At 66.4% G+C, this 26,380-nt stretch carries 25 protein-coding genes; 9 read left to right on the top strand and 16 right to left on the bottom strand.

The window, feature by feature from the left end; translation table 11 throughout:
- Positions 1 to 190: 190 nt before the first annotated feature.
- On the bottom strand, positions 191 to 1,894 hold the full coding sequence (locus tag GBZ48_RS17020) for a methyl-accepting chemotaxis protein (RefSeq protein ID WP_174472086.1): 1,704 nt from the start codon (positions 1,892 to 1,894) through the stop codon (positions 191 to 193).
- A gap of 268 nt (positions 1,895 to 2,162) precedes the next feature.
- On the opposite strand from GBZ48_RS17020, the gene GBZ48_RS17025 reads away from it, so the two are divergent.
- The gene (locus tag GBZ48_RS17025) at positions 2,163 to 2,633 is read left to right on the top strand and encodes a response regulator (protein ID WP_343049571.1); all 471 of its coding nucleotides are present in this window, start codon (positions 2,163 to 2,165) and stop codon (positions 2,631 to 2,633) included.
- 16 nt (positions 2,634 to 2,649) lie between these two features.
- Complete coding sequence (gene fdhD / locus GBZ48_RS17030; RefSeq protein WP_246307256.1) at positions 2,650 to 3,486, top strand: formate dehydrogenase accessory sulfurtransferase FdhD; 837 nt, start codon at positions 2,650 to 2,652, stop codon at positions 3,484 to 3,486.
- Positions 3,487 to 3,606: 120 nt separating this feature from the next.
- Here fdhD (GBZ48_RS17030) and GBZ48_RS17035 read toward each other — a convergent pair whose 3' ends face one another.
- Genes GBZ48_RS17035 through hypA form a run of 3 tightly spaced genes read right to left on the bottom strand, consistent with a single transcriptional unit; the run spans position 3,607 to position 4,876 of the window.
- The gene (locus GBZ48_RS17035; RefSeq protein ID WP_209798418.1) at positions 3,607 to 4,185 is read right to left on the bottom strand and encodes a HupE/UreJ family protein; all 579 of its coding nucleotides are present in this window, start codon (positions 4,183 to 4,185) and stop codon (positions 3,607 to 3,609) included.
- A gap of 44 nt (positions 4,186 to 4,229) precedes the next feature.
- Positions 4,230 to 4,511 (bottom strand): HypC/HybG/HupF family hydrogenase formation chaperone, encoded by a 282-nt coding sequence (locus GBZ48_RS17040; protein ID WP_174472087.1) that lies wholly within the window; start codon positions 4,509 to 4,511, stop codon positions 4,230 to 4,232.
- A gap of 23 nt (positions 4,512 to 4,534) precedes the next feature.
- The gene (hypA, locus tag GBZ48_RS17045) at positions 4,535 to 4,876 is read right to left on the bottom strand and encodes a hydrogenase maturation nickel metallochaperone HypA (protein WP_174472088.1); all 342 of its coding nucleotides are present in this window, start codon (positions 4,874 to 4,876) and stop codon (positions 4,535 to 4,537) included.
- A gap of 477 nt (positions 4,877 to 5,353) precedes the next feature.
- Here hypA and fdhD (GBZ48_RS17050) point away from each other — a divergent pair, with 477 nt between their 5' ends.
- A complete protein-coding gene (gene fdhD, locus GBZ48_RS17050; protein ID WP_343049572.1) occupies positions 5,354 to 6,136 on the top strand; it encodes a formate dehydrogenase accessory sulfurtransferase FdhD in 783 nt (260 codons plus the stop codon).
- A 70-nt stretch (positions 6,137 to 6,206) separates the two neighbouring features.
- Here the strand turns inward: fdhD (GBZ48_RS17050) and GBZ48_RS17055 are convergent, their stop codons facing one another.
- The 12 genes from GBZ48_RS17055 to GBZ48_RS17110 all read right to left on the bottom strand — a co-directional run bounded on the left by GBZ48_RS17055 (position 6,207) and on the right by GBZ48_RS17110 (position 18,570).
- Positions 6,207 to 7,115, bottom strand: coding sequence for a formate/nitrite transporter family protein (locus GBZ48_RS17055; RefSeq protein ID WP_174472090.1), 909 nt, complete (start codon positions 7,113 to 7,115; stop codon positions 6,207 to 6,209).
- Positions 7,116 to 7,185: 70 nt separating this feature from the next.
- Positions 7,186 to 7,644 carry a hydrogenase maturation peptidase HycI gene (hycI, locus tag GBZ48_RS17060; RefSeq protein ID WP_174472091.1) on the bottom strand — a complete coding sequence of 153 codons (459 nt, stop codon included), beginning with the start codon at positions 7,642 to 7,644 and terminating at the stop codon, positions 7,186 to 7,188.
- Positions 7,641 to 8,108, bottom strand: coding sequence for a formate hydrogenlyase maturation HycH family protein (locus tag GBZ48_RS17065; RefSeq protein WP_174472092.1), 468 nt, complete (start codon positions 8,106 to 8,108; stop codon positions 7,641 to 7,643). The genes hycI and GBZ48_RS17065 overlap by 4 nt, the downstream gene beginning before the upstream one ends.
- Positions 8,105 to 8,908 carry an NADH-quinone oxidoreductase subunit B family protein gene (locus GBZ48_RS17070; RefSeq protein ID WP_174472093.1) on the bottom strand — a complete coding sequence of 268 codons (804 nt, stop codon included), beginning with the start codon at positions 8,906 to 8,908 and terminating at the stop codon, positions 8,105 to 8,107. The genes GBZ48_RS17065 and GBZ48_RS17070 overlap by 4 nt, the downstream gene beginning before the upstream one ends.
- A complete protein-coding gene (locus GBZ48_RS17075) occupies positions 8,905 to 9,480 on the bottom strand; it encodes a formate hydrogenlyase complex iron-sulfur subunit (protein ID WP_174472094.1) in 576 nt (191 codons plus the stop codon). The genes GBZ48_RS17070 and GBZ48_RS17075 overlap by 4 nt, the downstream gene beginning before the upstream one ends.
- Before the next feature lie 12 nt (positions 9,481 to 9,492).
- Positions 9,493 to 11,208 carry a hydrogenase large subunit gene (locus tag GBZ48_RS17080; RefSeq protein ID WP_174472095.1) on the bottom strand — a complete coding sequence of 572 codons (1,716 nt, stop codon included), beginning with the start codon at positions 11,206 to 11,208 and terminating at the stop codon, positions 9,493 to 9,495.
- A complete protein-coding gene (locus GBZ48_RS17085; protein ID WP_246307257.1) occupies positions 11,205 to 12,845 on the bottom strand; it encodes a hydrogenase 4 subunit F in 1,641 nt (546 codons plus the stop codon). The genes GBZ48_RS17080 and GBZ48_RS17085 overlap by 4 nt, the downstream gene beginning before the upstream one ends.
- A 5-nt stretch (positions 12,846 to 12,850) precedes the next feature.
- On the bottom strand, positions 12,851 to 13,504 hold the full coding sequence (gene hyfE, locus GBZ48_RS17090; protein WP_042694840.1) for a hydrogenase 4 membrane subunit: 654 nt from the start codon (positions 13,502 to 13,504) through the stop codon (positions 12,851 to 12,853).
- A gap of 14 nt (positions 13,505 to 13,518) precedes the next feature.
- The gene (locus GBZ48_RS17095) at positions 13,519 to 14,982 is read right to left on the bottom strand and encodes a hydrogenase 4 subunit D (protein WP_174472097.1); all 1,464 of its coding nucleotides are present in this window, start codon (positions 14,980 to 14,982) and stop codon (positions 13,519 to 13,521) included.
- Positions 14,983 to 15,001: 19 nt separating this feature from the next.
- Complete coding sequence (locus tag GBZ48_RS17100; protein ID WP_174472098.1) at positions 15,002 to 15,940, bottom strand: respiratory chain complex I subunit 1 family protein; 939 nt, start codon at positions 15,938 to 15,940, stop codon at positions 15,002 to 15,004.
- A 12-nt stretch (positions 15,941 to 15,952) separates the two neighbouring features.
- Positions 15,953 to 17,980, bottom strand: a complete 2,028-nt coding sequence (gene hyfB / locus GBZ48_RS17105; protein WP_174472099.1) for a hydrogenase 4 subunit B — start codon at positions 17,978 to 17,980, stop codon at positions 15,953 to 15,955.
- Entirely contained in the window at positions 17,977 to 18,570 is a 594-nt protein-coding gene (locus tag GBZ48_RS17110; protein WP_174472100.1) for a 4Fe-4S dicluster domain-containing protein, read from the bottom strand. Before GBZ48_RS17110 ends, hyfB begins: the two co-directional genes overlap by 4 nt.
- A 547-nt stretch (positions 18,571 to 19,117) precedes the next feature.
- Here GBZ48_RS17110 and GBZ48_RS17115 point away from each other — a divergent pair.
- The 6 genes from GBZ48_RS17115 (at position 19,118) to GBZ48_RS17140 (ending at position 26,358) form a co-directional block, all read left to right on the top strand.
- Complete coding sequence (locus GBZ48_RS17115) at positions 19,118 to 19,660, top strand: 4Fe-4S dicluster domain-containing protein (RefSeq protein WP_174472101.1); 543 nt, start codon at positions 19,118 to 19,120, stop codon at positions 19,658 to 19,660.
- 78 nt (positions 19,661 to 19,738) lie between these two features.
- Complete coding sequence (gene fdhF, locus GBZ48_RS17120) at positions 19,739 to 21,898, top strand: formate dehydrogenase subunit alpha (protein WP_246307258.1); 2,160 nt, start codon at positions 19,739 to 19,741, stop codon at positions 21,896 to 21,898.
- Between the two features lie 181 nt (positions 21,899 to 22,079).
- Positions 22,080 to 22,322, top strand: a complete 243-nt coding sequence (locus tag GBZ48_RS17125) for a hydrogenase maturation nickel metallochaperone HypA/HybF (RefSeq protein ID WP_174472103.1) — start codon at positions 22,080 to 22,082, stop codon at positions 22,320 to 22,322.
- A 155-nt stretch (positions 22,323 to 22,477) separates the two neighbouring features.
- Positions 22,478 to 23,377: a LysR family transcriptional regulator gene (locus tag GBZ48_RS17130; protein ID WP_174472104.1), complete on the top strand. Its 900-nt coding sequence runs from the start codon at positions 22,478 to 22,480 to the stop codon at positions 23,375 to 23,377.
- Between the two features lie 193 nt (positions 23,378 to 23,570).
- Positions 23,571 to 24,182, top strand: coding sequence for a glutathione S-transferase family protein (locus tag GBZ48_RS17135; RefSeq protein WP_174472105.1), 612 nt, complete (start codon positions 23,571 to 23,573; stop codon positions 24,180 to 24,182).
- 91 nt (positions 24,183 to 24,273) lie between these two features.
- Entirely contained in the window at positions 24,274 to 26,358 is a 2,085-nt protein-coding gene (locus tag GBZ48_RS17140) for a 2Fe-2S iron-sulfur cluster-binding protein (RefSeq protein ID WP_174472106.1), read from the top strand.
- The last annotated feature ends 22 nt before the right edge of the window (positions 26,359 to 26,380 follow it).

The raw sequence follows: 26,380 nt of genomic DNA on the forward strand, positions 1-26,380 counted from the left end.
GCCTACAGCCCACCGGTCGAGTTCGAGGAAAATTTCCCGCCACCAGGGCCGGGCGGCCGCCCGGCCCTGGTGGCCTGACCAATCCGGAACAATTTAACAAGCGTCTCAACTTCGGGGGGCGGTCCAAGGGCCGGAAAACCGTTCCATAGCGTTCCATCCGTTCCATCCGGCCCCGATGCGGCTGGTCGCGTCAGGCTGCGCGGACCTCTCCGATGAAGGCCTGGATCCGCTCGCGCAGCCGGTCGGAATCGTGCGACAGGCTGTCGGCGGCGCCCAGCACCTCCGAGGCCGCCTGTCCGACCTGTCCGGCGGAGCTGCTGACCTCGGCGATGTTGCCGGTCACCAGCTGGGTTCCCTGGGCTGCCTGCTGGATGTTGCGGCCGATCTCCTGGGTGGCGGCGGTCTGCTGCTCCACCGCCGCGGCGATGGCGCCGGCGATGGAATCGACGTCGTTGATGGTGCGGCCGATGGTCTGGATCGCCGTCACCGTCCCGTCGGTCACCGTCTGGATTTCAGCGATCTGGCTGCCGATCTCCTCGGTCGCCTGGGCGGTCTGGGTGGCGAGCGCCTTCACCTCCTGCGCCACGACGGCGAAGCCCTTGCCCGCCTCGCCCGCCCGCGCTGCCTCGATGGTGGCGTTGAGGGCGAGAAGGTTGGTCTGGCTGGCGATGTTCTGGATCAGGCTGACCACATCGCCGATCCGCTGGGCGGCCTCGACCAGCCGGGCGACCAACGCGTTGGTCCGCTCGCCTTCCTGCACCGCGTTGCGGGCGATGGCGGCGGCGGCGTTGACCTGCCGGCCGATCTCGCCGATGGAGCTTCCCAGCTGTTCCGACGCCGCCGCGACGGTGGCGACGTTGGCGGAGGACTGCGCCGTGGTGGCGGCGACGGTCGCCGCCTGTTCCGTCGTCTGCGAGGCGATGGCGGTCATGGTCTCGGCATTGCCGCGCAGATGGCGGGCTGCCGTCGCCACCGCCTGCACCACGTCCTGCACATCGGCGTCGAAGCGGTCGGCCAGCGCCCGCATGCCGGCCTGCCGGTCGCGTTCCGCCTGCAGCTTCTGCGCCTCGCGCTCCTCCTGCAGGCTGCGCATGGCGAGGCCGTTGCTCTTGAACACCTGCAACGCGCGGGCGAGCAGCCCGACCTCGTCCTTGCGGCCGGCGCCCTGGATGTCGACGGCGAGATTGCCGTCGGCGATGGCGGTCATGTCGGCGACCAGCCGGTGCAGCGGCCGGACGACGAAGACCACGATGATGGAGCCGAACAGGCCGAAGGCGACCAGCAGGCCGACACCGGCGACGCCGTACAGGCGGGTCATGACGCTGGAGGACAGCGCCAGCGCCCGGTCCTCGGCGCGCTTGGTCTCCCCCAGGCTGTGCTCCACCCGCTCCGACAGCGCCGCGTTCAGCTTCTGCCGGACCGGACGGCCGACATCGATCGACACGCGGATCGCGCTGTCGGTGTCATAGGCCCGCGCCAGCTCGACTGCCTTCTGCGACACCCGTTCATATTCGCCGACGATGGATTTGATCCCGGAGATCGCCTCGCGGTCGGCCGGGGCGTCGTAGGCCGCGGCCAGCCGGTCGATGGCGGTCAGCGCCTTGCCGATGTTGTCCTTGTAGCTCGCGAAGGCGGCGTCGATGCGCTCGCGCGTGCCGGCGACCAGCGCGTTGGATTCCGCGTCCATCGCATCGCCCATGGCCGATTGGATCGCCAGCGCCGCCGACAGCCGCCCGGCCACCACATCGGTCACCCGGCTCGTGGAGGCGGTCAGGTCGACCAGTGCCGATCTGGCCGTCCAAACCACGCTGCCCATGACGGCAAGCAGCAGGACCGCCGGGATGAGCAGCTTGTGAACCAGTTTCCGATCGGAAAACCAGGCGTGCAGGGCCATGGGATGTCTCTTTCCAAGGACTATGGAGTGGATCGGGGGCTTTCTGCCCAAGGCAACCGGTGGCAACGGGAGCAGGAAACCCCAGCCCTATTAATTGCTATACGATTGCATTGACTGAATTATGATAGACAATAGTTCGTGTCCAAACAAACGGTTTTTCTTGCCAACCGTGTGCCGTAGACAGGACCGCCGCAATCAAAGCGGTAGTGATTTGTTAACCCAACCGGGAGGCGGCAGCGGCAGATTGCCGCTTATCACTGGAAACAGTGTGGACATTCGTTATGATCGGGCGGTCATACCCCTGTCCGATACTCCGCTGAAGCCCAGAATGCCAACCAACTCTCCGCCGCTTGATGACGCGGCCATCCCGTCCGCGGCCGCAGCGGAGGAGCCGGCAACCGCGCCGTCCGTGCTGATCGTCGATGACGAGGAAGGCATCCGCAATTTCCTGTCGCGCAGCCTGGAGCGGCGCGGCTGGCGCGTCACCACGACGGGCAGCGCCGAGGACGCGGCGCTTCATCTCGAACGGCACTGTGTCGATCTGATCATCCTCGACATCGCCTTGCTGGTCCATGCGACGAGCGCGGTGGTGCTGATCTCCTCGATCATCGTGCATGTCTATGCGGCGCTTTGGGTTCAGGGCACGATCCGCGCGATGGTCGAAGGCGTTGTTACCCATGGCTGGGCCAGGAAGCACCATCCGCGCTGGTATCGCGAGACCACGGGCAAGAAGGTCTGAGCCCTAGGAGACTGACATGCCGCTCGACATGCCGACCGATCCTTCGGACGGGACCGCCTTTCCAACCGTCCACCGCACCGCCGTCCTGCGGCTGGAGCAGGGACGGGCGGAGGCCTGCGACGACCTTGTGGTCGAGGAGGTCCCGGTCGCGCTGGTCTACAACCGCATTTCCCATGCGGTGATGCTGGCCTCGCCCGAGAATCTGGACGATCTGGGGCTGGGCTTCAGCCTGTCGGAGGGCATCCTGGCCGGTCCGGACGAGCTGTTCGACATCGCCGTCAGGGAGGGCTGCGACGGGCTGGAGGTCCATATGGACATCCCGCTGGAGCGTTTCATGGCCTTGAAGGACCGCCGCCGCAGCATGACCGCGCGCACCGGCTGCGGCCTGTGCGGGGTGGAGAAGCTGGAGGCGGTGGCACGTGTCAAGGGCAGGGTGGTGCGCGGCGCACCCGTGCCGGTCGGCGCCGTGACGCGCGCGCTTGCCGACTTCGCCGAGCACCAGCGCCTGCACCGTCTGACGGGCGCCGTCCATGGCGTCGCCTGGGTCGATCGGTCGGGCGCCATCGAAGCGATCCGTGAAGATGTCGGCCGGCACAACGCGCTCGACAAGCTGATCGGCTGGATGGCCCGCACGGAAATCGACGCCACCGAAGGCTTCATCCTGACCTCCAGCCGGGCCAGCTTCGAAATGGTCCAGAAGGCGGCGGTCGCCGGAATTGGATGTCTGGTGGCCATCTCCGCTCCGACCGCGCTGGCCGTGTGGCTGGCGGACGGGTGCGGATTGACGTTGGCGGGGTTCGCCCGTGACGAGCGCATCGTGGTCTACAGCCATCCCGGCCATTTCATCGTGTGAAGGCCAGGGATCGCGATTGCCCGTTCTTGCAATCGACAAAACCGAACGCCCCGGCTCCATCGAACCGGGGCGTTCGCATGTCTGGTTTGGTCGGCGAGAGTCGGGGACCGGCCAATCCCGTCAGCAGCGACCTGACGACGTTGACGAGTCCGGCTGCCGCCGCATCCACGATGCCAGCAGCCTGCGTGGAATATGGCGAGCCAGACCCATGGCGATGCCGGCACCGTGCAGCATCCCGGTGGAAAGAACGAAGCCAAGCCCGTAAAGGAGCGGCTCAGCGGTCTGCGGCATCTCGGTGCCATGGGCATGGCCATGCAGGACCGCGAAAGCGCCGACCAGGATCGCGGCGACGGCGACCGGCACCTGCCTGTTCAGCAGCACCAGCAGTCCGAGCACCGCCACCGAGGCGGCGATTCCGGCCTCCACCGCTGGCAGTTCGATCCCCGCGATCCCAAGCGCGGCACCGCCGGACAGCATGGCGATGAAGGCGGCCGGCAGTATCCAGATCGCGCGGCCACCGTTCTGCGCCGCCCAGATGCCGACCGCCACCATCGTCAGCAAATGGTCGATGCCGGTCAGCGGATGAAGCACCCCCTGAAGGAACATCGCGTCGCCGGCATTGCCGGTGTGTGCAGCGGCCGGCAGAGCCAGCGTCGCCGCCAGAACGCCGGCGAGGCCGGCGGATAGCAACCTGTTCATCGGAACGATCTCCTCGTGGGGTTCGGCCGGCCACGTCGCCCGGGTCAGGCGAGCAGGGAGGCCTTCAGGTGCCCTCGCCCGGCCTCTGCCTCATCGACCTGGCGAAGCAGATCGAGGGTGACCAGTGCGTCTGCTTCCTCGACGCGGGAAAGTGCGAAGCCAAGATGGACCAGGACCCATTGGCCGATCTGACCGTTCATGTCGTCGCCCGCTTCTGCGATGCAGGACAGGTTGATTTCCCGTCTTTCGCCCAGGATCTCGGCGACAGCGAGCATCCGCCGCGCATCGGCGATGGCGATGATTCTGGCCGGTACTCCCAGGCACATGGTCGGGCTCCTTCTCGCCGCGGTTACGCCACTTCCAGTTCGACCAGCGTCAGGTCGTCGCCGCCGCGGGGGGACAGGCGCAGGCCGCCGCAGATCGGGCAGGGGGAGAGGCGCGTCGGAACCTCTCTCTCGCTGGAGCAGTCTTCACACCAGACCAAACCGGGCGGCTGTTGAATGTCCACCGTCGCTCCCTCGGCCAAGGTCTCGCGCCTGACCACGTCGAAGGCGAAGCGAAGGGCCTCCGGATCGACGCAGGCGAACCGCCCCACCGCCAACCGGATCCGCGTGACCCGATGAAAGGCGTGGCGCTGCGATTCCTCCTGCAGCAACTCGATCAAGCGTTCGCACAATGAGAGTTCATGCATCGTCCTTCTCCACGATGGGAGCCGGAAGTGCCGAGCGGAAAACGCATCGGTTCAAGAGACCTCCAAGGCATATCACCGCCAATTGACCGCTGCAAACTATAAATCAGGAAATACCTGTTTCATAGAATAAGACTGATCGATAAAGGAATTCTATGGTGCGATAACCAGAATTTATTCAAAGATGATTGTCAAATATTTCCAATGAGCCGGAATGCCGCATGTCGTTCTGCGGCGACTTGATACAGAATCGGGCAGCGGGTGCTTGGCTGACCTTGCGGCCGGGTTCGATGCTCCAGGGCCGGCCGCGCCGACGGCAGACCATGACGGACCGTCCAGCCGGCGCCCGCACTCCATCGTCCACAAACTCGCCACAGCCAGGGTTCGGGCCATATCATGGAACATGCAACCGCCTGTACCGCCCCGCCGTTCGCCACACTTTCCCTGGCTCAACCGCTTTCCCACCGGGGAATCCGGCATGTGCAGGCGATTGTCCGCACGGAGTCCGGCTTCGACCGACGGGAAGAGAAGATCGTCGACGAGGTGCCGGTCGGGCTCGTCTACGCCGACGATCTTTTCGCCGTCATGCTGGCGACACCCACCGACCTGGAGGATTTCGCCACCGGCTTTTCCCTCAGCGAGGGGATCGTCGGCAGCGCCGACGAATTGGCCGTCACCGCCATTGATGAGCTGGCGGACGGCGTCCGCATCCGCATGCAGTTGCCGGTGGAGCGGCTGGCCGCCCTGCTTCGTCGCAAGCGGAACCTGATGGGCGGGTCCGGCTGCGGCCGTTGCGGCACCGACAGTTTCGCCGAAACCCTGAGACCGCTCGATCCGGTCCGCTCCGCCGCCTGCATCGAACCGGACGCGATCAGCCGCGCCATGGCGGCGTTGCCGGCGGGCCAGAGCCTGAACCGGGAGACCGGGGCCGTCCATGCCGCCGGCTTTGCCCGCCCCGATGGCGAGTTGGTGGCGGTGCGTGAGGATGTCGGCCGGCACAATGCGCTCGACAAGCTGATCGGCGCGCTCGCCCGTGACCGGATCGATTCCACCGGCGGCTTCGTCGTGGTGTCGAGCCGCTGTTCCTTCGAAATGGTCCACAAGACGGCTGCGGCCGGCATTCCACTGATCGCCGCCATCTCCGCCCCGACCTCGCTGTGCATCGGCTTCGCCGAAGCGGTGGGAGTGGGTGTCGTCGCCTTCGTGCGGCAAGGCCGCCTCACCGTCTACGCCGTTCCGTCGCGGGTTGTGACGACCGTCTGATCCGAACCGAAAAGCCTGCGGGCCGGTTTATCGCCGGCCCGCAGGCTTTTCTTTTGCGTGTGCCATATTTTCAGTGGGTCGCCGCCGGCTGCCCCATCGACGGCAGCGGCTTTTGCGACGGCAGCGGGGTCAGACCGCCAAGGCCCTTGCGGTAGATCAGCCAATAGATGCCGCCGACGAACACCGAGCCGCCGACGATATTGCCCAGCGTGGCGAACAGCAGGTTGTGCAGGATTCCACCCGCCGTGATCGTCGACACGTCCAGCCCGGCCGGCACATGGCCCGTCATCTTCAGCAGATAGGCCAGCGGCAGGAAATACAGGTTGGCGATGCAGTGCTCGAAGCCGGCGGCGACAAAGGCGGCAACAGGCAGGGTCAGCGCCACGATCTTGTCGGTCACCGTCCGGCCGGCATAGGCGAGCCACACGGCGAGGCAGACCAGCAGGTTGCACAGGATGCCCTTGAAGAAGATCGTCACCGCATCCGGCGCGATCTTGCCGATGGCGAGCTTCAGCACCGCGGCTCCGACCGCACCATTGTTCATCTCGGTGTGATGCGACATGTAGATGAGGAACACGAGGCCCATCGACCCGACCGCATTGCCGATCCAGATCGTCGCCCAGTTGCGCAGCACCTGCGCCGTGTTGATCTGGCCGTTGGCCCGCGCCATCACGATCAGGCAATTGCCGGTGAACAGCTCCGCCCCGCCGACCATGACGATGGCAAGGCCGAGCGAGAAGACCAGCCCGCCCAATATGCGCTGGACGGCAAAGCTCAGCGCGGTGTCGGCCAGCACGATGACGAAGAACATGCCGCCCAACCCGATGCCGCCGCCGGCGACCACCGCCAGCATGAAGCTGGGCAGGAAGGGCATCGTCGCCTTTTTTACCCCCAGCTTTTCGACCTTGTCCTGAATCTCGGCGGGCGAGTAGGCATCCATGCCGAGAACCGGTGTGTCTTTCGATGCAGGATCACCCATGGCGAAATTCCTCCACCTGTCTTGAATTGCGAATCTTGAGTTGCCGAGAATGCCGGATCACCCTGACCGGTCAGCCCACCGTCTCGTAGGCCTCGAATCCCTCGCCGCGGACGAGCCGTTCGTGAACCGCCTCCACGGAGTTGCGGATGGTGGGTGTGACCGGCGCGAAGAAGCTGGTGTCCTGCGGCTGGATGCCGAGAAACAGGATCTCCGGCACGGTCTCCCGCAGGCTGTCGATCAGGAAGTTCAGCGGGATGGCGTGGGTGGTGACCATGAACTGCTCGGCGACGCTGTCCTCCTCGATCAGGCGGACCTCGCCCGGCGGCAACTCCATGTCGGCGGCATCGACGATCAGCACCCGGTGCGGCGCCAGCGAGCGGATGTGGTGGGTGTGGTTCTCCGGGACATCCTCGCCGTCCACCACGATCCAGCCGGGGGCCGGCTGCTCGTCGAGCAGCTGGGCCAGCAGCGGGCCGGCGCCGTCGTCGCCGCGCAGGACATTGCCAACCGTAAATACGACATCGGTCATGACAGCCGTCTCCCCATCAGATAGATCGCGGGTTCGCGCCGGATGGCGTCCAGCGCCGTGCGCAGCCGGTCGAGCCACGCCGCCACGTCGGGCGGCGCGGTGGGCAGCGCCGCCTCGACCGCCGTCATCAGCGGCCGGATGTGGGTGCTGTCCACCGTGATCTCGCCGAAGCGCAGCAGGCCCGACAACTTGCGATGCGCCTCCTCGCTGTCCTTCAGCGCGTCGAGAACGCGGTCGAACACCGTGGTGGTGCAGCGGAAGGCCGGCTTGAAACAGTCGAACACGCCGATGTGATGCCCGATGGCCAGCGAATAATAGACCACCTGCTTCGCATCTTCGGGAATGTCATCCTTCCGCTCCAGCACCTTGGCGTTCAGCTGATAGAAGACCACCTCCGGCGCCGCACCCCGGCCGGCGCACAGGCCGGGGATGGAGGCGGGATCGGCCTGTGCGGGCATGGTCATGGTGCCTCTCCCCGGATGGCCTGCTGCACCACCTCGGCCAGACGGCCGATGATTTCGGCACGGCGCGGATCGCGCTCCTCGGCGATGGCTTCCATCATGCATTCGAGCAGGGTGAAGGAACCGGGCGTGTGGGCCCGCCCCTCCAGCAGGGCCATGAACTCCTCGGCGATGTCGCGGCCCTGGCGGTAGCCGGCCATCCGCCGCGCCTCGCGCTCCAGCCGGACGCGGAGCGCATAGGGGATGTCGGGATGGGGCAGGGCGGCGGCCTCACCGGCGAGCTCGACATGGGTCTCGGCCTTCAGCTTCTGCTCCAGCAGGCCCAGCGCCACGGCGAAACCGTGGATGGTCGCAGCCGGCGTCGGCGGGCAGCCGGGGATGTAGACGTCCACCGGCACAATGTTGTCGGTGCCGCCCCAGACGCAGTAGAGGTCGTGGAAGATTCCGCCGGTGCAGCCGCAAGCGCCGTAGGACACCACGATCTTAGGGTCGGGAGCCGCCTCAAAGGCGCGCAGCGCCGGCATCCGCATGGAGCGGGTCACCGCCCCGGTGAACAGCAGGATGTCGGCATGGCGCGGCGAGGCCACCACCTTGATGCCGAAGCGCTCGGCATCGAACACCGGGGTGATGGACGAGAAGATCTCGATCTCGCACCCGTTGCAGCCGCCGCAATCGACGCGATAGACGTAGGCGGAGCGCTGGATGGTCTTCAGCAGCGCCTTCTTCATCGACGCGATCTGTTCGCTGGTGGAGACCGGAGACATCTCCGCCACCAGGGTCTTGGGGTCTACGGGGACGTTCATGGCGTGGTCTCCAGTTCCTTGACCGGTTTTCCGGCTTCCATCTGCAGGGCGATCCCCATGCCGGCGATCTGGTGGACATCCTGGGCGCGCTTGCAGGCCGGGCAGGTCGAGACGGTCAGGCGCAACCGGTCCGCCTCTTCCGCACTGCGGGCCGACTGGCTCAGCAGGCGGGCGACGTAATCGACCTCCTTGGCCGGAGCGAAGGGCTTGCCGCAGCAGGCGCAGTCGGCCAGCGTAAAGACCGCCTTGCGCGTCAGGTCGGCCTTGCTGCCGACCGCCAGCTCGAAATCGTCGGACAGACGGATGGCGCCGGTCGGGCAGGATTCCTCGCAGCGGCCGCAGAAGACGCAGCGGCCGTAATTGATCGCCCAGGTGCGGCTGCCGGCGGCGGTGTCAGTCTCCATCCCGATGGCGTTGGCCGGACAGGCGACGGTGCAGGCCGCGCAGGCGATGCAATCCTCCGCCTTGTGTTCCGGCTTGCCGCGGAAGTCCTTGCAGACCGGCATCGGGGCGAAGGGGTATTTGACCGTCGCCTCGCCCGTGCGGAAGATTTCCTTGAGTAGCTTGAGCATCTCTGGCCCCCGTCACTTCAGCGGTGAATCCGTGCGTTCGCGGCAGTAGCGCTCCATCTCCTTGTAGGCGATGGTCTTGGAGCGCTTTTTGCGCACGTCCACCACGGTCACGCGGTCGGTGCAGGAATAGCAGGGGTCGATGCTGCCCACGATCAGCGGGGCGTCCGACACCGTATTGCCGCGCAGCATGTAGCGCAGCACCGGCCAGTTGTTGTAGGTCGAGGCGCGGCAGCGCCAGCGGTAGAGTTTCTGGTTGTCGCCGGTCATCGACCAGTGGATGTCCTCGCCGCGCGGCGCCTCGGTGAAGCCGAGCGCGAACTTGTGCGGAACATAGGTGAAATCCTCGGTCAGCACCGGCCCGGCCGGAGCCTTGTCCAGCAGCTGTTCGATGATCCACAGGCTGTCGAAGAACTCCGCCACCCGTACCAGCGTGCGGGACAGCACGTCGCAGCCCTGTTCGACATGCACCGGCATGTCGAGCAGCTTGTAGCCGGCGAAGGCATGGTCGGCGCGGGTGTCGCGGCGGTGGCCGCTACCGCGCACCACCGGCCCGACCGGGCTGTAGTCGCGGGCGACCTGCGGGTCGAGCCGGCCGACACCCTTGACGCGGCCGCTGACGTTGGCGGTGGACAGCAGCACGTCGACCAGCCGGGTCACGTCGTCGCGCAGCTCGGCGACCAGTTCGCGGGTCCTGGCCTGCTGGTCGCCCAGGATGTCGCGGCGCACGCCGCCGATCAGGTTCAGCGCGTAGGTCTTGCGCGCGCCGGTCAGCAGTTCGGCCAGCGTCATCGCCTTCTCGCGCACGCGGAAGAACTGCATGAAGCCGGTGTCGAAGCCGATGAAATGGCAGACGAGGCCGAGATTCAGCAGATGGCTGTGCATCCGCTCCGTCTCCAGCAGGATGGAGCGGATGGCCTGGGCTCGCGGCGGCACCGTGATGCCCAGCGCGTTCTCCACCGAATTGGCATAGGCGACGCTGTGGGCGTAGCCGCAGATGCCGCAGACGCGGTCGGCCAGGAAGATCACGTCATTGTAGCCCATCCGCGTCTCGGCCACCTTCTCCATGCCACGGTGGACGTAGAACATGCGGTAATCGGCGTCGATGATGTCCTCGCCGTCGACGAACAGGCGGAAATGGCCGGGCTCGTCGGAGGTGATGTGCAGCGGCCCCAGCGGGACGACGCGGGTCTCCTGCTTGGCCTCGTTGATGAACTGGTAGGTCTCGTCGTCGCTGGTCGGCGCCGGCCGCAGCCGGTAGTCCATCGAATCCTTGCGCAGCGGATACAGCTCGTCCGGCCAGTCGTCGGGCAGGACGAGGCGGCGTTCGTCCGGCAGACCGACCGGGCGCAGGCCGAACATGTCGCGTACCTCGCGCTCGCCCCAGACGCAGGCGGGCACCCGCGGGGTGACGGAGGGGTATTCCAGTGTATCGGCCGGCACCTCGCAGCGCACCACCACGTGGCACTTGTCGGCGCCTTCCATGGACAGGACATAGTAGACGGCGTAGGCGCCGTTCAGCGGCCGTTCGTCGTTGCCGACGACCACCGACAGCCAGCCATTGTGGTCGTAATAGAGGCTGGCGACCACATCGGGCAACGATTGCGGCTTGACCGTGATGGTGACCTGGGCCTCGGTCTGCCAGGATTCATCGAGGATCGCATGGGGCAGACTCTCGCGCAGGGAGGCGATAGTGCCGCTCCCGACCCGGACCGGAGTGATGAGGTTCATTTGGAAATCTCCGTCTGCGAGAGGCTGCCGGTCACCAGTTGCCCGCCGGCGCGGACCGTGTCGTATGTTTGCCCGTCGTATTTTTGCCAGGGGGCGGCCACCACCGGGCGGCTGTCACCGTTCATCACCACCGCGGTCGCCTGCTGCACCAGATTGGACAGCGGCTGCGGCACAGCGAAGCCCAGCGTCAGCACCAGCACCGCCAACACGCCCAGCGGGGCCAGCGCCTTCCAGCCGACGTCACCCTTGGCCATCGTCTCCGGGCTCTTGCCCAGCACGCTGTCGGCGACGATCTTCACCAGACCGGCGATGGTGATGCACAGGAAGAGCGCGCACAGCGCCATGATCCAGCCATAGCCTTCGTTCAGCCCGGCCATGAAGACCATGAATTCGCTGACGAAGATGTTGAAGGGCGGGAAGCCGGCCAGCGCCAGGGCGCAGCCCATCATGAGGAGGCCGGTGGCCGGGGCCACCCGCAGCACGCCCTTCACCGCCCGCAGGTCGCGGGTGCCGTACTTGATCAGGACATTGCCGGCGCTGCAGAAGAACAGGGCCTTGGTGACGCTGTGGTTGATGGCGTGCAGCAGGGCCGCGGCGATGCCGAGCGGCCCGCCGACGCCGAGCGCCACGACGATCAGCCCGACATTCTCGATACTGGAATAGGCCAGCTTGCGTTTCAGATCCTGCTGCACGAAGAACAGCAGGGACGACACGCCGACCGACAGCAGGCCCAGCGTCAGCAGCAGCATCTGCGGGAAAGCGGTGCCGACCGTGCCGACGGTGATGACATAGAAGCGGATGACGATCAGCAGTGCGCATTTCAGCAGCACGCCCGACAGCAGGCCCGACACCGGGCTCGGTGCTTCCGAATGGGCGTCGGGCAGCCAGGCATGCATCGGGAAAATGCCGGCCTTGGTGCCGAAGCCGATCAGGGCGAAGACGAAGGCCAGCTTGACCAGCATCGGGTCCAGCTCTGCGGCATGGCCGACCAGGGCCGTCCACAGCACCGCCTGATGCGGGTCGGCCAGCACGTCGGCGGCGTTGGAGAAGACCAGCACCGTGCCGTAGAGGCCGAAGGCGACGCCGACCGTGCAGATGATGACGTATTTCCAGGCGGCCTCCAGCGAGGATTTCTGACCGTACAGCCCGACCAGGAAAGCCGATCCCAGCGTCGTCGCTTCGATGGCCGCCCACATCATGATGATGTTGTTGGCGGTGACCGCCAGCAGCATGGTGAACAGGAACAGGCTGAAGAAGCCGTAGTAGATCCGGACCTTGCCGGCGTCGATGGCGCCGGACTCCAGATCGTGGCGGAGGTAGGCGATGGAATAGAGGCCGGTCATCAGGCCGACCACGCCGATCAGCATCATGAAGACGGCGCCGAGCGCGTCGACGAACAGCCAGTCGCCGAAGGCGGAGATGGCGCCGCTCGACAGCACCTGGATCAGCACCGCGACGCTCAGCAGGAAGACATAGCCGACGGAGCCCAGATGGATGCGCTCCAGCAGCGCCACGCTGCCCTTGTCGGTCGCCAGCGATTCGGGCAGCGAGTCCCGGAACCGGGGCAGGGTCAGCAGGAACAGCGCCACCGCCAACGGACCGATCAGCAGAAGTGGGGGAAGGATCGAGGGTACCATGGCGGTCATCCCTTCAGGCTCGTGAGCTGGCGCGCGTCGAGCGTGTGCAGCGTGTCGAAGATCCGCGATCCCAGCGCCGCCATCACCACCACCGCGAAGATGGCGTCGGTGGCGATGCCGATCTCCACCAGTTCCGGTGCGTTGGGGGCCAGCAGGGCCAGGGTCAGGTGCGACCCGTTCTCCATCAGGCAATAGCCGAACACCTGCTTCAGGATGTTCCGCTGCGCCACGATGCAGGCGAGGCCGATGAAGAACAGGGCGAGCGACACCGCCAGCGCCGGCTTGATGGCATCCGCCGCCGGCAGCGTCACCTTGGACGCCACGACGAAACAGAGGATGAGGGCGACCGCCGCACCGACGATGGACAGCGCCGTCGGCATCACCGCACCGGTGCCGATGGCGGGATCGCTCAGCCGGCGGAAGGCGCGGTACATGATCGCCGGGACCAGGATCACCTTGGTCAGCAGCGCGGTGAAGGACCAGAGATACAGCTCGCCCGACCCGGTTGCCCCCGCCAGCGCCACGAACAGCATCACCAGGATGAAGCTTTGCAATGCGTAGAAGCGGGCGGAGTTGGCCGGATTGCCGGCGAGCGTGACCAGAAGGGAGCTGACGATCAGCAGGCCCGACAGGCCGTTTACGATGAGAAATCCGTTCATGACCGTTCCCTCCCTCAGCCGAGCCATGAGGCGGCGATGGAGCTTGAGACCACCGTCATCACCACCAGGGCCGCCAGCACGAACTTCATGCCGGCCGGCAGCGGCGCTGCCGCCGCCATGGTGGGAGACGGTTTGCCGGGCACCGAATGGCCCAGCCATTTCAGGAACCAGGCGAAGGAGCCGACCGATTCCGCCAGCGCGATGACGACCAGCAGCATCAGCGCCCAATGATGCGCCCCGACCTCGAACCCGCCGGCGAAGATGGCGAACTTGCTGAAGAAGCCGTTGAAGGGCGGCACGCCGGTGATCGCCAGGGCGGCGCAGACGAAGGCGATGCCGAGCAGCGGCGATTTGGTGAAGATGCCGCGCAGCGACGGCAGCAGCCGGGTGCCGGCGGTGTAGCTCAGCGCACCGGCGACCAGGAAGAACAGCGTCTTGGCGAAGGCGTGGTTGAAGATGTGGGCGATGGCGCCCTTGAAGGCGAGGTCGGAGCCGAAGACCGACAGCGACAGCGCCAGGAGGATGTAGGCCAGCTGCGTGATGGTCGAATAGGCCAGCAGGCGCTTCAGGTCGACTTGTGGCAGATACATGAAGAAGCCGTAGACCAGCGTCAGCACCGCCATGATCGAGCCGACCCAGCCGACGATCTCCGGCGCGCCGCCGGCCGACATCAGCCCGCGGGCGAAGATGTAGACGCCAACCTTCACCATCGAGGCCGCATGCAGGTAGGCGCTGACCGGGGTCGGGGCATCCATGGCGTCGGGCAGCCACATGTGGAAGGGCAGCTGGGCCGACTTGCCCCAAGCCGCCACCAGGATCGCCAGCAGCACGGCCGCCTTCATCCCCGGTGCCAGATCGGCGATGGCGGTCAGCGCGAAGGTGCCGGTCGACAGGAACAGCAGCGCCGCCCCGACATAGAGGCCGAGCGAGGCGACATGGGTGACCAGCAGCGCCTTGGCCGCCGAGCGCAGCGCCTTGGGCGATTCGTAATAGCCGATCAATGCCCAGGAGCAGGCGCCGGTCAGCTCGAAGAAGGCGAGCTGGCCGACCACGGTGGAGCTGAAGACCAGCCCGGTCATGGCGCCGATGAACACCAGCAGGAAGGCGTAGAAACGCCGCCGGCCGATGTCGGGATGCTCGCGGTTGCCGGCATTCAGGTAGGCGGCGGAGTAGATCGCCACCAGGAGGCCGATGGAAATCACCGCCAGCGCGATCAGCACGCTGACGCCGTCCACCACCAGCCCGAGGATCGAGACCGATCCGAAGGAGATCAGCTCGAAGGTGCCGCCGACCTTGCCGTCGCCGAGCAGCGACATCGCGAGGATGGCGATCACTGCGACGGTGGCGGCGGCGAAGCCCTGGCACAGCCATTTGGCCGATGCCCGCTCCGATGCCGCGATGGCCGCCGCGCCGCCGAAGGGGACGAGGATGGCGGCCAGCGCCAGCAGCCCGAGCGGTTCCGTGGGGAATGTTATCATGATGCTGCCCCTCGCCGGCTCACAGGCCGACCAGATAGAAGACGAAGGCGAGCGAGGCGGCGCCGACCCCGACCCAGCTGTGCTGGGGGGTCAGGCGGAAGCGGACGCGCGCGACGCTGTTCTCGACCACACCGACGGCGGCGAAGATCAGGACCAGCTTGATGGCGAAGGCGATCAACCCGAACAGCAGCCCGAAGAAACTCATCCCGGACGCGCTGCCGAAGGGCAGGAAGACGCCGACGAACCAGGCGACGACGACCGTCTGCTTCAGCGCCATCGCCCATTTGATCAGCGCCAGCGACGGGCCCGAATATTCGGTCAGCGGGCCTTCCTGCAGTTCCTGCTCCGCCTCCGCCATGTCGTAGGGCAGCTTGCCCAGCTCGATGTAGATGGCGTAGGCGAAGGACAGGGCAGCGATCACCGTCGCGGTCGCCGACCGCACATGGCCGTCGGCGATGGCGCTGCCGATGGCGCCGAGGTTGGTCGAGCCGGCCAGCAGCGCCGCCACGAACAGCGACAGCAGCATCACCGGCTCCACCAGCACGCCCATGGTCAGCTCGCGGCTGCCGCCGATGCCGGAGAAGGAGCTGCCGCTGTCGATGCCCGACAGCGAGAAGAAGAAGCGGGCGAGCGCGAACAGGTAGATGACCGTGATCAGGTCGCCGATGGGCGCCACCGGGGTGAAGCGGGTCAGCATCGGGATGCCCATGGCGATGACCAGCACCGTCGTCAGCATCACCGCCGGCATCAATCGGAAGGCGAAACCGCTGTTCGGCGGGGTCAGATCCTGGCGGGTCAGCAGCTTGGCGATGTCGCGATAGTCCTGCAGCAGGCCCGGCCCGTGGCGGGTGTGCAGCTTCGCCCGGACCATGCGCGACAGGCCGGAGACCAGCGGGGCCGCGGCGAGCAGGAGGAGCGCCTGGAACAGTCCCAGGATCAGGTGTGAGAAGGTCAGCATGGCGTCCTCCCGTCAGACGGCCAGCGCCAGCAGCGCGATCAGCGCCGCGACGATGTAGAGGCAGTAGATCCGGAAATCGCCCGCCTGGATGATTTGCAGCCATTTGCCGCTGGCATCGACGGCGCCGGCGATCGGGGCGACGATGCTGCGGTCGGCCAGCGGTTCGGTGCGCCGCGCCAGCGTGACCACCCGCTCGAAGCCGAGGGCGATGCCGGTCCAGCGCCCGGCAATCGAGCGGCGCATGGTGTAGAGCGGGGCGAAGAACATGCGGATCGGCTGGGCGAAGCTGCCGGCGCTGGCGGGCATGTGGTGGTCCGGCAGGTAGCCGGCCGCCCAGGGGGCCGCCACCTTGCGGTCGCCGCCGCGCTTGGCGGCGAAGGCAGTCTTCAGCGCGATGGGCAGGAAGGCCATGGCGATCAGCAGGATGGCGATCAGCGGGGTGGACAGCGTCGCCTGCTGGGCGTCGCCCGGCAGCAGGGTGGTGCCGACCGCCAGCGTCACCGGAGCGGTGCCGATGGTCGCCGCCGCGATGCGGCCCATCACCGGCGCCATCAGCGGAGCCAGCAGGCCGAGCGCCACGCAGGCGACGGCCAGCACCGCCATGCCGGCGACCATCGCGGCCGGCGCCTCGCGCGCCTCCTCCGCATGGTGGCTGCGCGGTGCGCCGGCGAACATGATGCCGTAGGCCTTGACGAAGCACATCACCGCCAGCGCGCCGGTCAGCGCCAGCATGACGGCGGCGATGGGGGCAGCGAACTTCACCAGCGGGGTGCCGTCCAGCGCCGCGGCGAACAGCGCCTGATAGGTGTACCATTCCGACACGAAGCCGTTGAGCGGCGGGATCGCCGAGATGGCCAGCGCGCCGACCAGGAAGGACAGGGCGGTCCATGGCATGGTACGGGCCAACCCGCCCATCTCCTCCATGTCCTTGGTGTGCATGCGGAAGATGGTGGAACCGGCGCCGAGGAACAGCAGCCCCTTGAACACCGCGTGGTTCAGCAGGTGATAGAGGCCGGCCATCAGCCCCAGCACCGCCAGCACCGGCTGGTGCAGCGCCATGCCGATCATGCCGGTGCCGACGCCCAGCAGGATGATTCCGATATTCTCGACCGAGTGGTAGGCAAGCAGCTTCTTAATGTCGTGCTCGGCGAGCGCATAGACCACGCCCAGCACCGACGACACCGCGCCGAAGGCCAGCACCAGCAGGCCCCAGCCCAGCATCGCCGGCCCGGCGCTGGCGCCCAGCAGGTCGATGCCGACCTTGACGATGCCGAAGACGCCGATCTTGATCATCACGCCCGACATCAGCGCCGAGGCGTGCGACGGGGCGGCCGGATGGGCGCGCGGCAGCCAGATGTGCAGCGGGATCATGCCGGCCTTGGCGCCGAAGCCGATGAAGGCCAGCAGGAAGGCGACGCTGTCCAGCGGGGCCGGCAGCGGATGGGCGCGGAACGCGGCGAAATCGAAGCTGCCGGCCCGGTTCGCCATCAGGAAGAAGGCGGCCATGATCAGCACCGAGCCGCCATGGGCGACCAGGAAATAGAGGAAGCCGGCACCCACCGCCTCGTCGTCCTGGTCGAAGATGACCAGGAAGTAGGAGGCCAGCGACATCATCTCGAAGAAGATGAGAAACCAGAAGGCGTTGTCGGCCGCCACCACCAGCATCATCGAGGCGATGAAGGCGTTCATGAAGAAGCCCATCGCCCCGACGCCGCGCCCGGCATATTCGCGCACATAGGCGAAGCCGTAGATCCAGGCGACCAGCGACAGCAGCGAGATGACCGCGATCATCAGGCCGGCCAGCGGGTCGAGCCGCAGGACGAAATGGGCGAAGGGGTAGGGGCCGGCGGCGTCCAGCACGACCGGCTGCCCGGCGCCGATGGCGGTCAGTCCGGCGCCGAGCCCGGCGAGCGCCGCGGCGATGCCGACGCCGCTGCCGCCAAGACGGATGTCCTCCTCCCGATGCTTCAGGAGGAGGCAGAGGATGGCGCCGCCGCAGGACAGCAGCAGCGACATGATGAGCAGGGAGAGTGGAATCATGGGTCCAGCCCCTCCAGCGAGGCGAGCGGCGTTTCAGGACTGACCGGCGCCGCGGCGGCCAGCGTGCGCTTGACGGCGGCAGCCTGGCGGGTGGCATCGGCGTCTGCCGCGTAAAGGGCAGCGGTCGGGCACACGCGCACGCAGGCCGGGCCGTCGCCGGAAAAGGCGCAAAGGTCGCATTTCACCGCCACGCTGCGCACGCCGATGTCCCAGGCCAGCAGCGGGTCGAGCGCCGCCGAATGGCTGGGTGTCGCGACGGCGATGCCGGCGACTCCGGCGATGCCGGTGCCGCTGGGTGTGATGGCGCCGAAGGGGCAGGCCAGCGCGCACATCTTGCAGCCGATGCAGGTCTGCTCATTCAGCAGGATGGCGTCGGCCCCGAAGGTGATGGCGTCGATCGGACAGACGCGGGCACAGGGCGCGTCCTCGCACTGGTGGCAGAGGACGGGGCCGGTGTCGTCGCCGATCCGCATGACGGTCAGGCGGGGATGCGCCTGCAGCCCCTGTTTCTTGTGTGCCTCGGTGCAGGCCGCCATGCAGGTGTTGCACCCGATGCATTTTCTCGGTTCCGCGATAACGAAGCGATTCATGTCCAAACCTCCGGCTTCCCGGGCGGGTGCGTCGAATTGGCCGATCAGGTTTGTTTGTTGGAATTCCCGATAAGAAAACCTGATCGGCCAATAAGAAGACAGTATTGGCTCGCGCACGACCCCACGCCGCCTGTCTTCACGGGCGGTGCGGCAGAATGAGAGCCAGCTGTTGCGATTTTTGTCAGGATGGCGGTCTTGCTTTGGATCGCCGTTGACTTCTCTACGCTATTCCTCTGGGTGACGCGATGTCAACTAGACACATAAAAAAAGTGGGTATAAGGTGCGCGACACAAATACCGGGAGCCTGATGGCATATTGACTGTCAAACGGCGTTCCGGAAATTCTGATAAGAAAGAGAATATACTCGATAGGATCGACTTATCGGCGTCGATTACTTTTAAAGATCGGGCGATAAGCGATTTCAATCGGACGTGAAGCCACCGGTGCCCACAGCGGCCAACCGGCGCGCAACGCCAGGGAACAGTGAAGCGATGCCGGGGCGGGGCCGCTCGACGGCCCCCTCCGGCTGCCAACAAGGACGACGGGAATGAACAGATTCGTCACTGCCAACCCGAGCAAGTGCATCGGTTGCCGCACATGCGAGGTCGCCTGTGCGCTTGCCCATTCCGACGGGGCCGGCGTCGAAGGACTGGGGCCGGAAAGCTTCAAGCCGCGCATCCGCATGGTGAAGACGGCCGACGTCAGCACCGCGGTGATGTGCCACCATTGCGAGGACGCGCCCTGCGTCAACTCCTGCCCAAACAACGCCATCGTCTACCGCCAGCACAGCGTGCAGGTGGAGCAGGAGCGCTGCCTGGGCTGCAAGAACTGCGTGCTGGCCTGCCCGTTCGGCGTCATGGACGTGGTGACGGTGCCGGCGGTCCGGCAGTTCGCCGTCATGACGCTGAGCCTCGGCGTCAAGGCGCAGGCGCACAAATGCGACCTGTGCATCGGCCGAGATGCCGGCCCGGCCTGCGTTTCAGTCTGTCCGACCAACGCCCTGACCCTGATGGACCGGGACGCGATGGACGAGACCCTGCGCCGCCGGCGCGAGCGCGCCGCCCTGGAAGCCGCTGAAGTCGCGGCCTGACTCCCATCACCCCCATCACTGCGGCTGACGCACAGCCGGCACAATCGAGCGAACATCGAGGTCGAGATGGAAAAGCATATGGCGGTCTGCCCGTATTGCGGTACGGGCTGCAAACTGAATCTGCTGGTCGAGGGCGGGAAGGTCGTCGGTGCCGAACCCCTCAACGGCGTCACCAATGAAGGAGAACTCTGCCTCAAGGGCTATTTCGGTTACGACTTCATCAACGACACCAAGATCCTGACGCCGCGGCTGCGCAACCCGATGCTGCGCCGCAGCCGCGATGCGGCCTTCGAAGCGGTGTCGTGGGACGAGGCGATCCAGTACGCGGCCAAGAAGCTGAGTGAGATCAAGGCCAAATACGGTCCCGATTCGATCATGACCACCGGCTCGTCGCGCGGCACCGGCAACGAGACCAACTATGTGATGCAGAAATTCACCCGCGCGGTCCTTGGCACCAACAATGTCGACAATTGCGCGCGCGTCTGCCACGGACCGTCGGTCGCCGGATTGCAGGTAACGCTGGGCAACGGCGCCATGAGCAACTCGATCCCCGAGATCGAGCACACCAAATGCGTCCTGGTCTTCGGTTACAACGTCGCCGACAGCCATCCGGTGATCGCCAAGCGCATCATCAAGGCCAAGGAGCGCGGCGCCAAGATCATCGTGTGCGATCCGCGCAAGATCGAGACGGCGCGTCTGGCCGATCTGTGGCTGCCGCTGAACAACGGCTCCAATATGGCGCTGGTCAATGCCTTCGCCAATGTCCTGATCAATGAAGGGCTCTACGACAAGGAGTATGTCGCCAATCACACCGAGGGCTTCGACGAGTACAGGAAGATCGTCGACAAATACACCCCCGAATACGCCGAGGCGATCACCGGCCTGCCGGCCGAAGACATCCGGGAGGCGATGCGCATCTATGCCGCCGCTCCCTCCGCCACCATCCTGTGGGGCATGGGCGTCACCCAGTGGGGCCAGGGCGTCGACGTGGTGAAGGGGCTGTCGGGGCTGGCGCTGCTGACCGGCAATCTCGGCCGCCCGAATGTCGGTGTCGGCCCGGTGCGCGGCCAGAACAACGTGCAGGGCAGCTGCGACATGGGCGTGCTGCCGACCGAGTTCCCGGGCTACCAGAAGGTCACCGACCCGGAGATTCGCGAGAAGTTCGCCAAGGCCTGGGGCGTCCCGTCGCTGCCCGACCAGATCGGCTATCGCCTGACCGACGTGCCGCATCTGGCCGAGACCGGCAAGCTGAAGGCGATGTATGTGATGGGCGAGGATCCGGCCCAGACCGAGCCGGACCTGACCCAGGTGCGCAAGGGCTTCGAGGCGATGGAGTTCGTCATCGTCCAGGACATCTTCATGACCAAGACGGCGATGTTCGCCGACCTGATCCTGCCGGCGACCTCCTGGGGCGAGCATGAGGGCGTGTTCAGCGCCGCCGACCGCAGCTTCCAGCGTTTCACCAAGGCGGTGGACGCCAAGGGCGACGTCAAGCATGACTGGGAGATCATCAGCCTGCTCGCCACGGCGATGGGCTATCCCATGCATTACGACAACACCAGGGAGATCTGGGACGAGCTGCGCGAGCTTTGCCCGATCTTCTACGGCGTCACCTACGAGAAGATGGAGGGGCTGGGGGCCGTTCCGTGGCCGTGCCGCGACCTCGACTCGGCCGGTTCCAAGTATCTCTACGAGGGCAACGTCTTCCAGCGGCCGGGTGGCAAGGGCCTGTTGTTCGCCACCGAATGGCGTCCGCCGCGGGACCAGCTGACCGAGGAGTTCCCGCTGATCCTTTGCACCGTGCGCGAGGTCGGCCATTACTCCTGCCGGTCGATGACCGGCAACTGCGCCGCCCTGCAGACGCTGGCCGACGAGCCGGGCTATGTCACCATCAACCCGAAGGACGCCAAGGCCTTGGGCATCCGCGACCAGGAGCTGGTCTGGGTGTCGTCGCGCCGCGGCAAGGTGATCAGCCGGGCCAGCGTCACCGACCGCACGAACAAGGGGGCCGTCTACATGACCTACCAGTGGTGGATCGGCGCCTGCAACGAGCTGACCATCCACGCCGTCGATCCCATCGCCAAGACTCCGGAATACAAATACGCCGCCGTCCGGGTGGAGGCGATTGCCGATCAGGTCTGGGCCGAGAATTACGTCCAGCAGGAATACGCGAAGCTGAAGGGTGGCCTCAGCAATGCGGTGACCGGTGCGACGAACAAGGCACCCGCCTACGCGTGACGTTCTTCCCTCTCCCGTCCCGGGAGAGGGAAGGGGCCCGCCGCGAAGCGGTGGGAAGGGTGAGGGGTTAGGCACGAAGCCGTGCGGTTCGGGTTTCTTGCTTCACCCCTCACCCTCCCCGCCTTTGGCGGGTCCCCTCCCTCTCCCGGGGCGGGAGAGGGCATTTATAGGACCCATCCCCATGCACGAGATCGCTCTCTGCCAATCCTTGCTTGAACAGGCGATGAGGGCGCGCGAGGCCAATCCCTTCGACCGGGTGGTTCGCGTCATCGTGTCGGTCGGTTGCGCCAGCCGGGTGCAGCCCGATGCCTTGCGTCATGCCTTCGACCTGCTCAGCCGCGACACCTTCCTGGAGGGGGCCGATCTGCGGATCGACCGTCCGCCGGGCGAGGCGTTCCGGCTCGTCGAGATGGAGGTGTCGTGAGGATAAAGCTTCGTGGGTCTACGATGCGTCGCATTGCCGCTGCGGCAGCCCGCGCGGAGACGCGGACACATGTTTGGGATCAATGATGTTGCTCGGGTCGTGATCGAAACGTTCCCGATCCACGCTGCGCAAGACGTGGTGGGAGGAGACCCGGCATGCAGGAAAAACTCGAATTTCTGATCGCGCTGGCGACGGAAAAGCATTTCGGCCGTGCGGCACAGGTCTGCGGGGTGTCGCAGCCCAATCTGTCCGCCGCGATCAAGCAGCTGGAATCGACCATGGGCGTGCCGCTGGTCGACCGCGGCGCACGCTTCATCGGCTTCACGCCGGAAGGGGAGCGGGTGCTGGAGTGGGCGCGGCGCATCGTCGGCGACTACAAGGCGATGCGCGCCGATGTCGAGACGATGAAGCAGGGGCTGACCGGCACGCTGCGGCTGGTGGTGGTGCCGACGGCGCTGCCGATGGTCCAGCGGCTGACCGCCACCGTCTGGTCGATGCATCCCGGCATCAAGATCACCATCGCCTCCCACAGCTCCACCGAGATCCTGTCCAGGCTGGAAAATCTGGAGGCGGAGGCCGGGATCACCTATCTCGACAACGAACCGCTCGGCAATGTCGACGAGGTGCCGCTCTATCACGAGCGCTACCACCTGATCACCTCGGCGGACAGCCCGTTCGGCACGCGCGACAGCGTGACCTGGGAAGAGGCGGCGACCCTGCCGCTCTGCCTGCTGAACACCACCATGCAGAACCGCCGGATCATCGACCGCGCCTTCGCCGAAGCGGGGGTGCATGCCGAACCGATGCTCGAATCCAACTCCATCGTCGTGCTGACCAATCATCTCTGCACCGGCATGTGGTCGACGATCATGCCGCGGATCATGGCGGATTCGCTGCTGCTCCCCCCATCGATCCGCGCCATCCCCATCGTGGCGCCGGAACTGTCGACGCTGATCGGCCTTGTGGTTTGCCGGCGCGATCCGCAGCCGCCGCTGACTGCGGCCCTGATCGCCGACGCACGCCGTCTCGCTCCCGAACTGGCGAATGCCGCCTGACGGCATCGTTCCGCCTGTGAAGGAACGCTCGCAGGAGCGGGTCGGGTCGGGTCGGGTCGGGTCGGGTCGAGGATTATTTCACTACAGGAAAGAATGAACTGCGAAAGCCGGGCATTCTCTCAGCGGGGATGATCCAGCACTCTGGTGATGCGGAACGGGAATGCCCCCGTCCGGCAAATCACCGGAGCTGGACATGAAGCTGTATCATCATCCCCTGTCGGGCCACTCGCATCGCGCCCGTCTGCTCGTCTCGCTTCTTGGCCTGCCGCATGAGCTGGTGGAGGTCGACCTCAAGGCGGGTGCGCACAAGAGCCCCGATTTCCTGAAGCTCAATCCCTTCGGTCAGGTGCCGGTCCTGGACGATGCGGGCGTCATCGTCGCCGACTCCAATGCGATCCTGGTCTATCTCGCCAAGCGGGCAGGGCGGGGCGACTGGCTGCCGGAAGACCCCGTCGGTGCGGCGGCGGTTCAGCGCTGGCTTTCCGTGGCGGCCGGCGAGGTGGCCTACGGCCCGGCTGCCGCCCGGCTCATCACGGTGTTCGGGGCGAAATTCAATGCGGAAGAGGTCATCGGCCGGGCCCATGTCCTGCTGGCCCGGCTCGAAAATCACCTGAGCACGCAGGATTGGCTGGTCGGCGATCACCCGACAATCGCGGACGTCGCGATCTACAGCTACGTCGCACAGGCGCCGGAAGGCAATGTCGATCTCTCCGGCTATCCCTCCGTCAAGGCCTTCCTCGGCCGCATCGAGCAACTGCCGGGATTCGTTCCCTTCGTACAGACGCCGGTCGGGCTGGCTGCCTGATCGACCGGGAGAGCCGGGGCGCTACCCCACGGCCACATCCCGCTTCCGGACACACCGTCCGACCGCCCCCCCCAAGCACGGGACACCGACGATGACCGCGACACTGAAGACATTGCCGCCCTGGCATGAGGGTGAGACGTTCATCCAGCGGAAGCTGGGGGTGGCCGAACGGATGGAGACCGTCGGTCAGCGGGTGATCCGCGACCACATGCCCGACCAGCATCGCGACTTCTATGCCCAGCTTCCCTTCATCGTGTTGGGCAGCGTCGATCCCGCGGGCGACCCGTGGGCCACGCTCCTCGTCGGCAAACCGGGCTTCCTGTCGTCGCCAACGCCGACGAGGCTCGACATCGCCACCCATGCCGATCCCGGCGATCCGGCGGGGGAGGGCATGCGGGACGGCGATCCCATCGGCCTTCTCGGAATCGAGATGCACACCCGGCGCCGCAACCGCATGAACGGCTTCGTCACCGCCATCGGCGCCGGATTTCGGGTCGATGTCGACCAGAGCTTCGGGAACTGCCCGCGCTACATCCAGCTTCGCGATGTCGACTATGCACGGGATCCGGCGGAACCGTTCACCGGCGTGGTGGAGATCCTGCCGCAGTTGGACGAACAGGCGCGGACCATGATCGGGGAGGCGGATGCCTTCTTCGTCGCCACCTATGCGGACCGGGCCGAGCGTCGTCAGGTCGACGTGTCCCATCGCGGCGGCAAGGCCGGCTTCGTCCGTGTCACGGAGGACGGCACCCTCACGGTGCCCGACTTCAATGGCAACCTCTTCTTCTCGACCCTCGGGAACATCGTTCTCAACGGCAAGGCCGGGCTCGTCTTCGTCGATTACGGCAGCGGCGACATGCTGCAGATGACCGGCGATGCGGAGGTGATCCTGGAATCGCCGGAGATTGCAGCCTTCCAGGGAGCCGAGCGGCTGTGGACCTTCAAGCCGCGCCGCATCCTGCGCCGGGCCGGCGCACTGGCGCTGCGCTGGTCGTTCCGCAAGGAGGGCTGGTCGCCCAGTTCGCTGATGACAGGGGATTGGGCGCAGGCGGCGGCCCGTATGCAGGCCGGCGAGCTGGCGACACGCTGGCGCCCGTACCGGGTGACGAAGATCGTCGACGAAACCCCGGCGATCCGTTCCTTCCATCTCCAACCGGCCGACGGAGCGGGCCTTCTTCCCCATGCCGCCGGTCAGCATCTGCCAGTCCGCGTGACGGTTCCAGGGTCCGACAAGCCGGTCATCCGCACCTACACGCTGTCGGCCGCGCCGTCTGACGGCCACTACCGGATCAGCGTCAAGCGGGAGGGGCTGGTGTCGCGCCACCTGCACGACCGCATCCGTGCCGGCGACATCATCGAAGCGCGCGCACCCGACGGCGCCTTCACCATCGACCCTTACGGGACAAGGCCGGCGGTGCTGCTGGCCGGCGGCATCGGGATCACGCCGCTGCTGGCGATGCTGCGCCACATCGTCTACGAGGGGCTGCGCAAACAGCGGATGCGGCCGACCATCCTCATCCAGGCAGCCCGTTCGATATCCGAGCGTCCTTTCGACCGGGAGATCGCCGAACTGGTGAATGCGGCGCAGGCGGCGGCGGGGCAGGGCGCCGTCAGATGGATCCGGGTGCTCAGCGAGCCCGGCACGGCCAAGGAGGGCGTCGACTATGAGGCGGCCGGCCGCATCGACATCGCCCTGCTGACCCGCTTCCTGCCGTTCGACGACTATGATTTCTACCTGTGCGGCCCGCCGGCATTCACGCAGGCGCTCTATGACGGATTGCGGAGCCGCAACATCGCCGACGGGCGGATCCACGCCGAAGCATTCGGGCCGTCGTCCTTGCAGCGCACGGCAGACGTCGGGGCAGCACCCCCGCCGGTCCGTCCCCTCCCGTCGAGCAAGCCGGTGCCGGTGGCCTTCATGACCTCGCTGAAGGAGGATCGCTGGACGCCGGCGTCCGGCACGTTGCTGGAGTTGGCGGAAGCGCGCGGACTTGAGCCCGAATACAGTTGCCGAGAAGGCACCTGCGGAACCTGCCGGACCAAGCTGCTGAAGGGTGCCGTGACCTATATCCGCGAACCGGGTGCCAGCGTCGGCCCGGACGAGGTCCTGATTTGCAGTGCCGTGCCTGCCGAAACCGCCCCGGATGAGGAAAACCGCATCCAACTCGCCCTTTGAGCCTTGCACCAACCACGTCGAC

The organism is Azospirillum melinis (assembly GCF_013340935.1).
Classification (GTDB): Bacteria; Pseudomonadota; Alphaproteobacteria; order Azospirillales; family Azospirillaceae; genus Azospirillum; species Azospirillum melinis.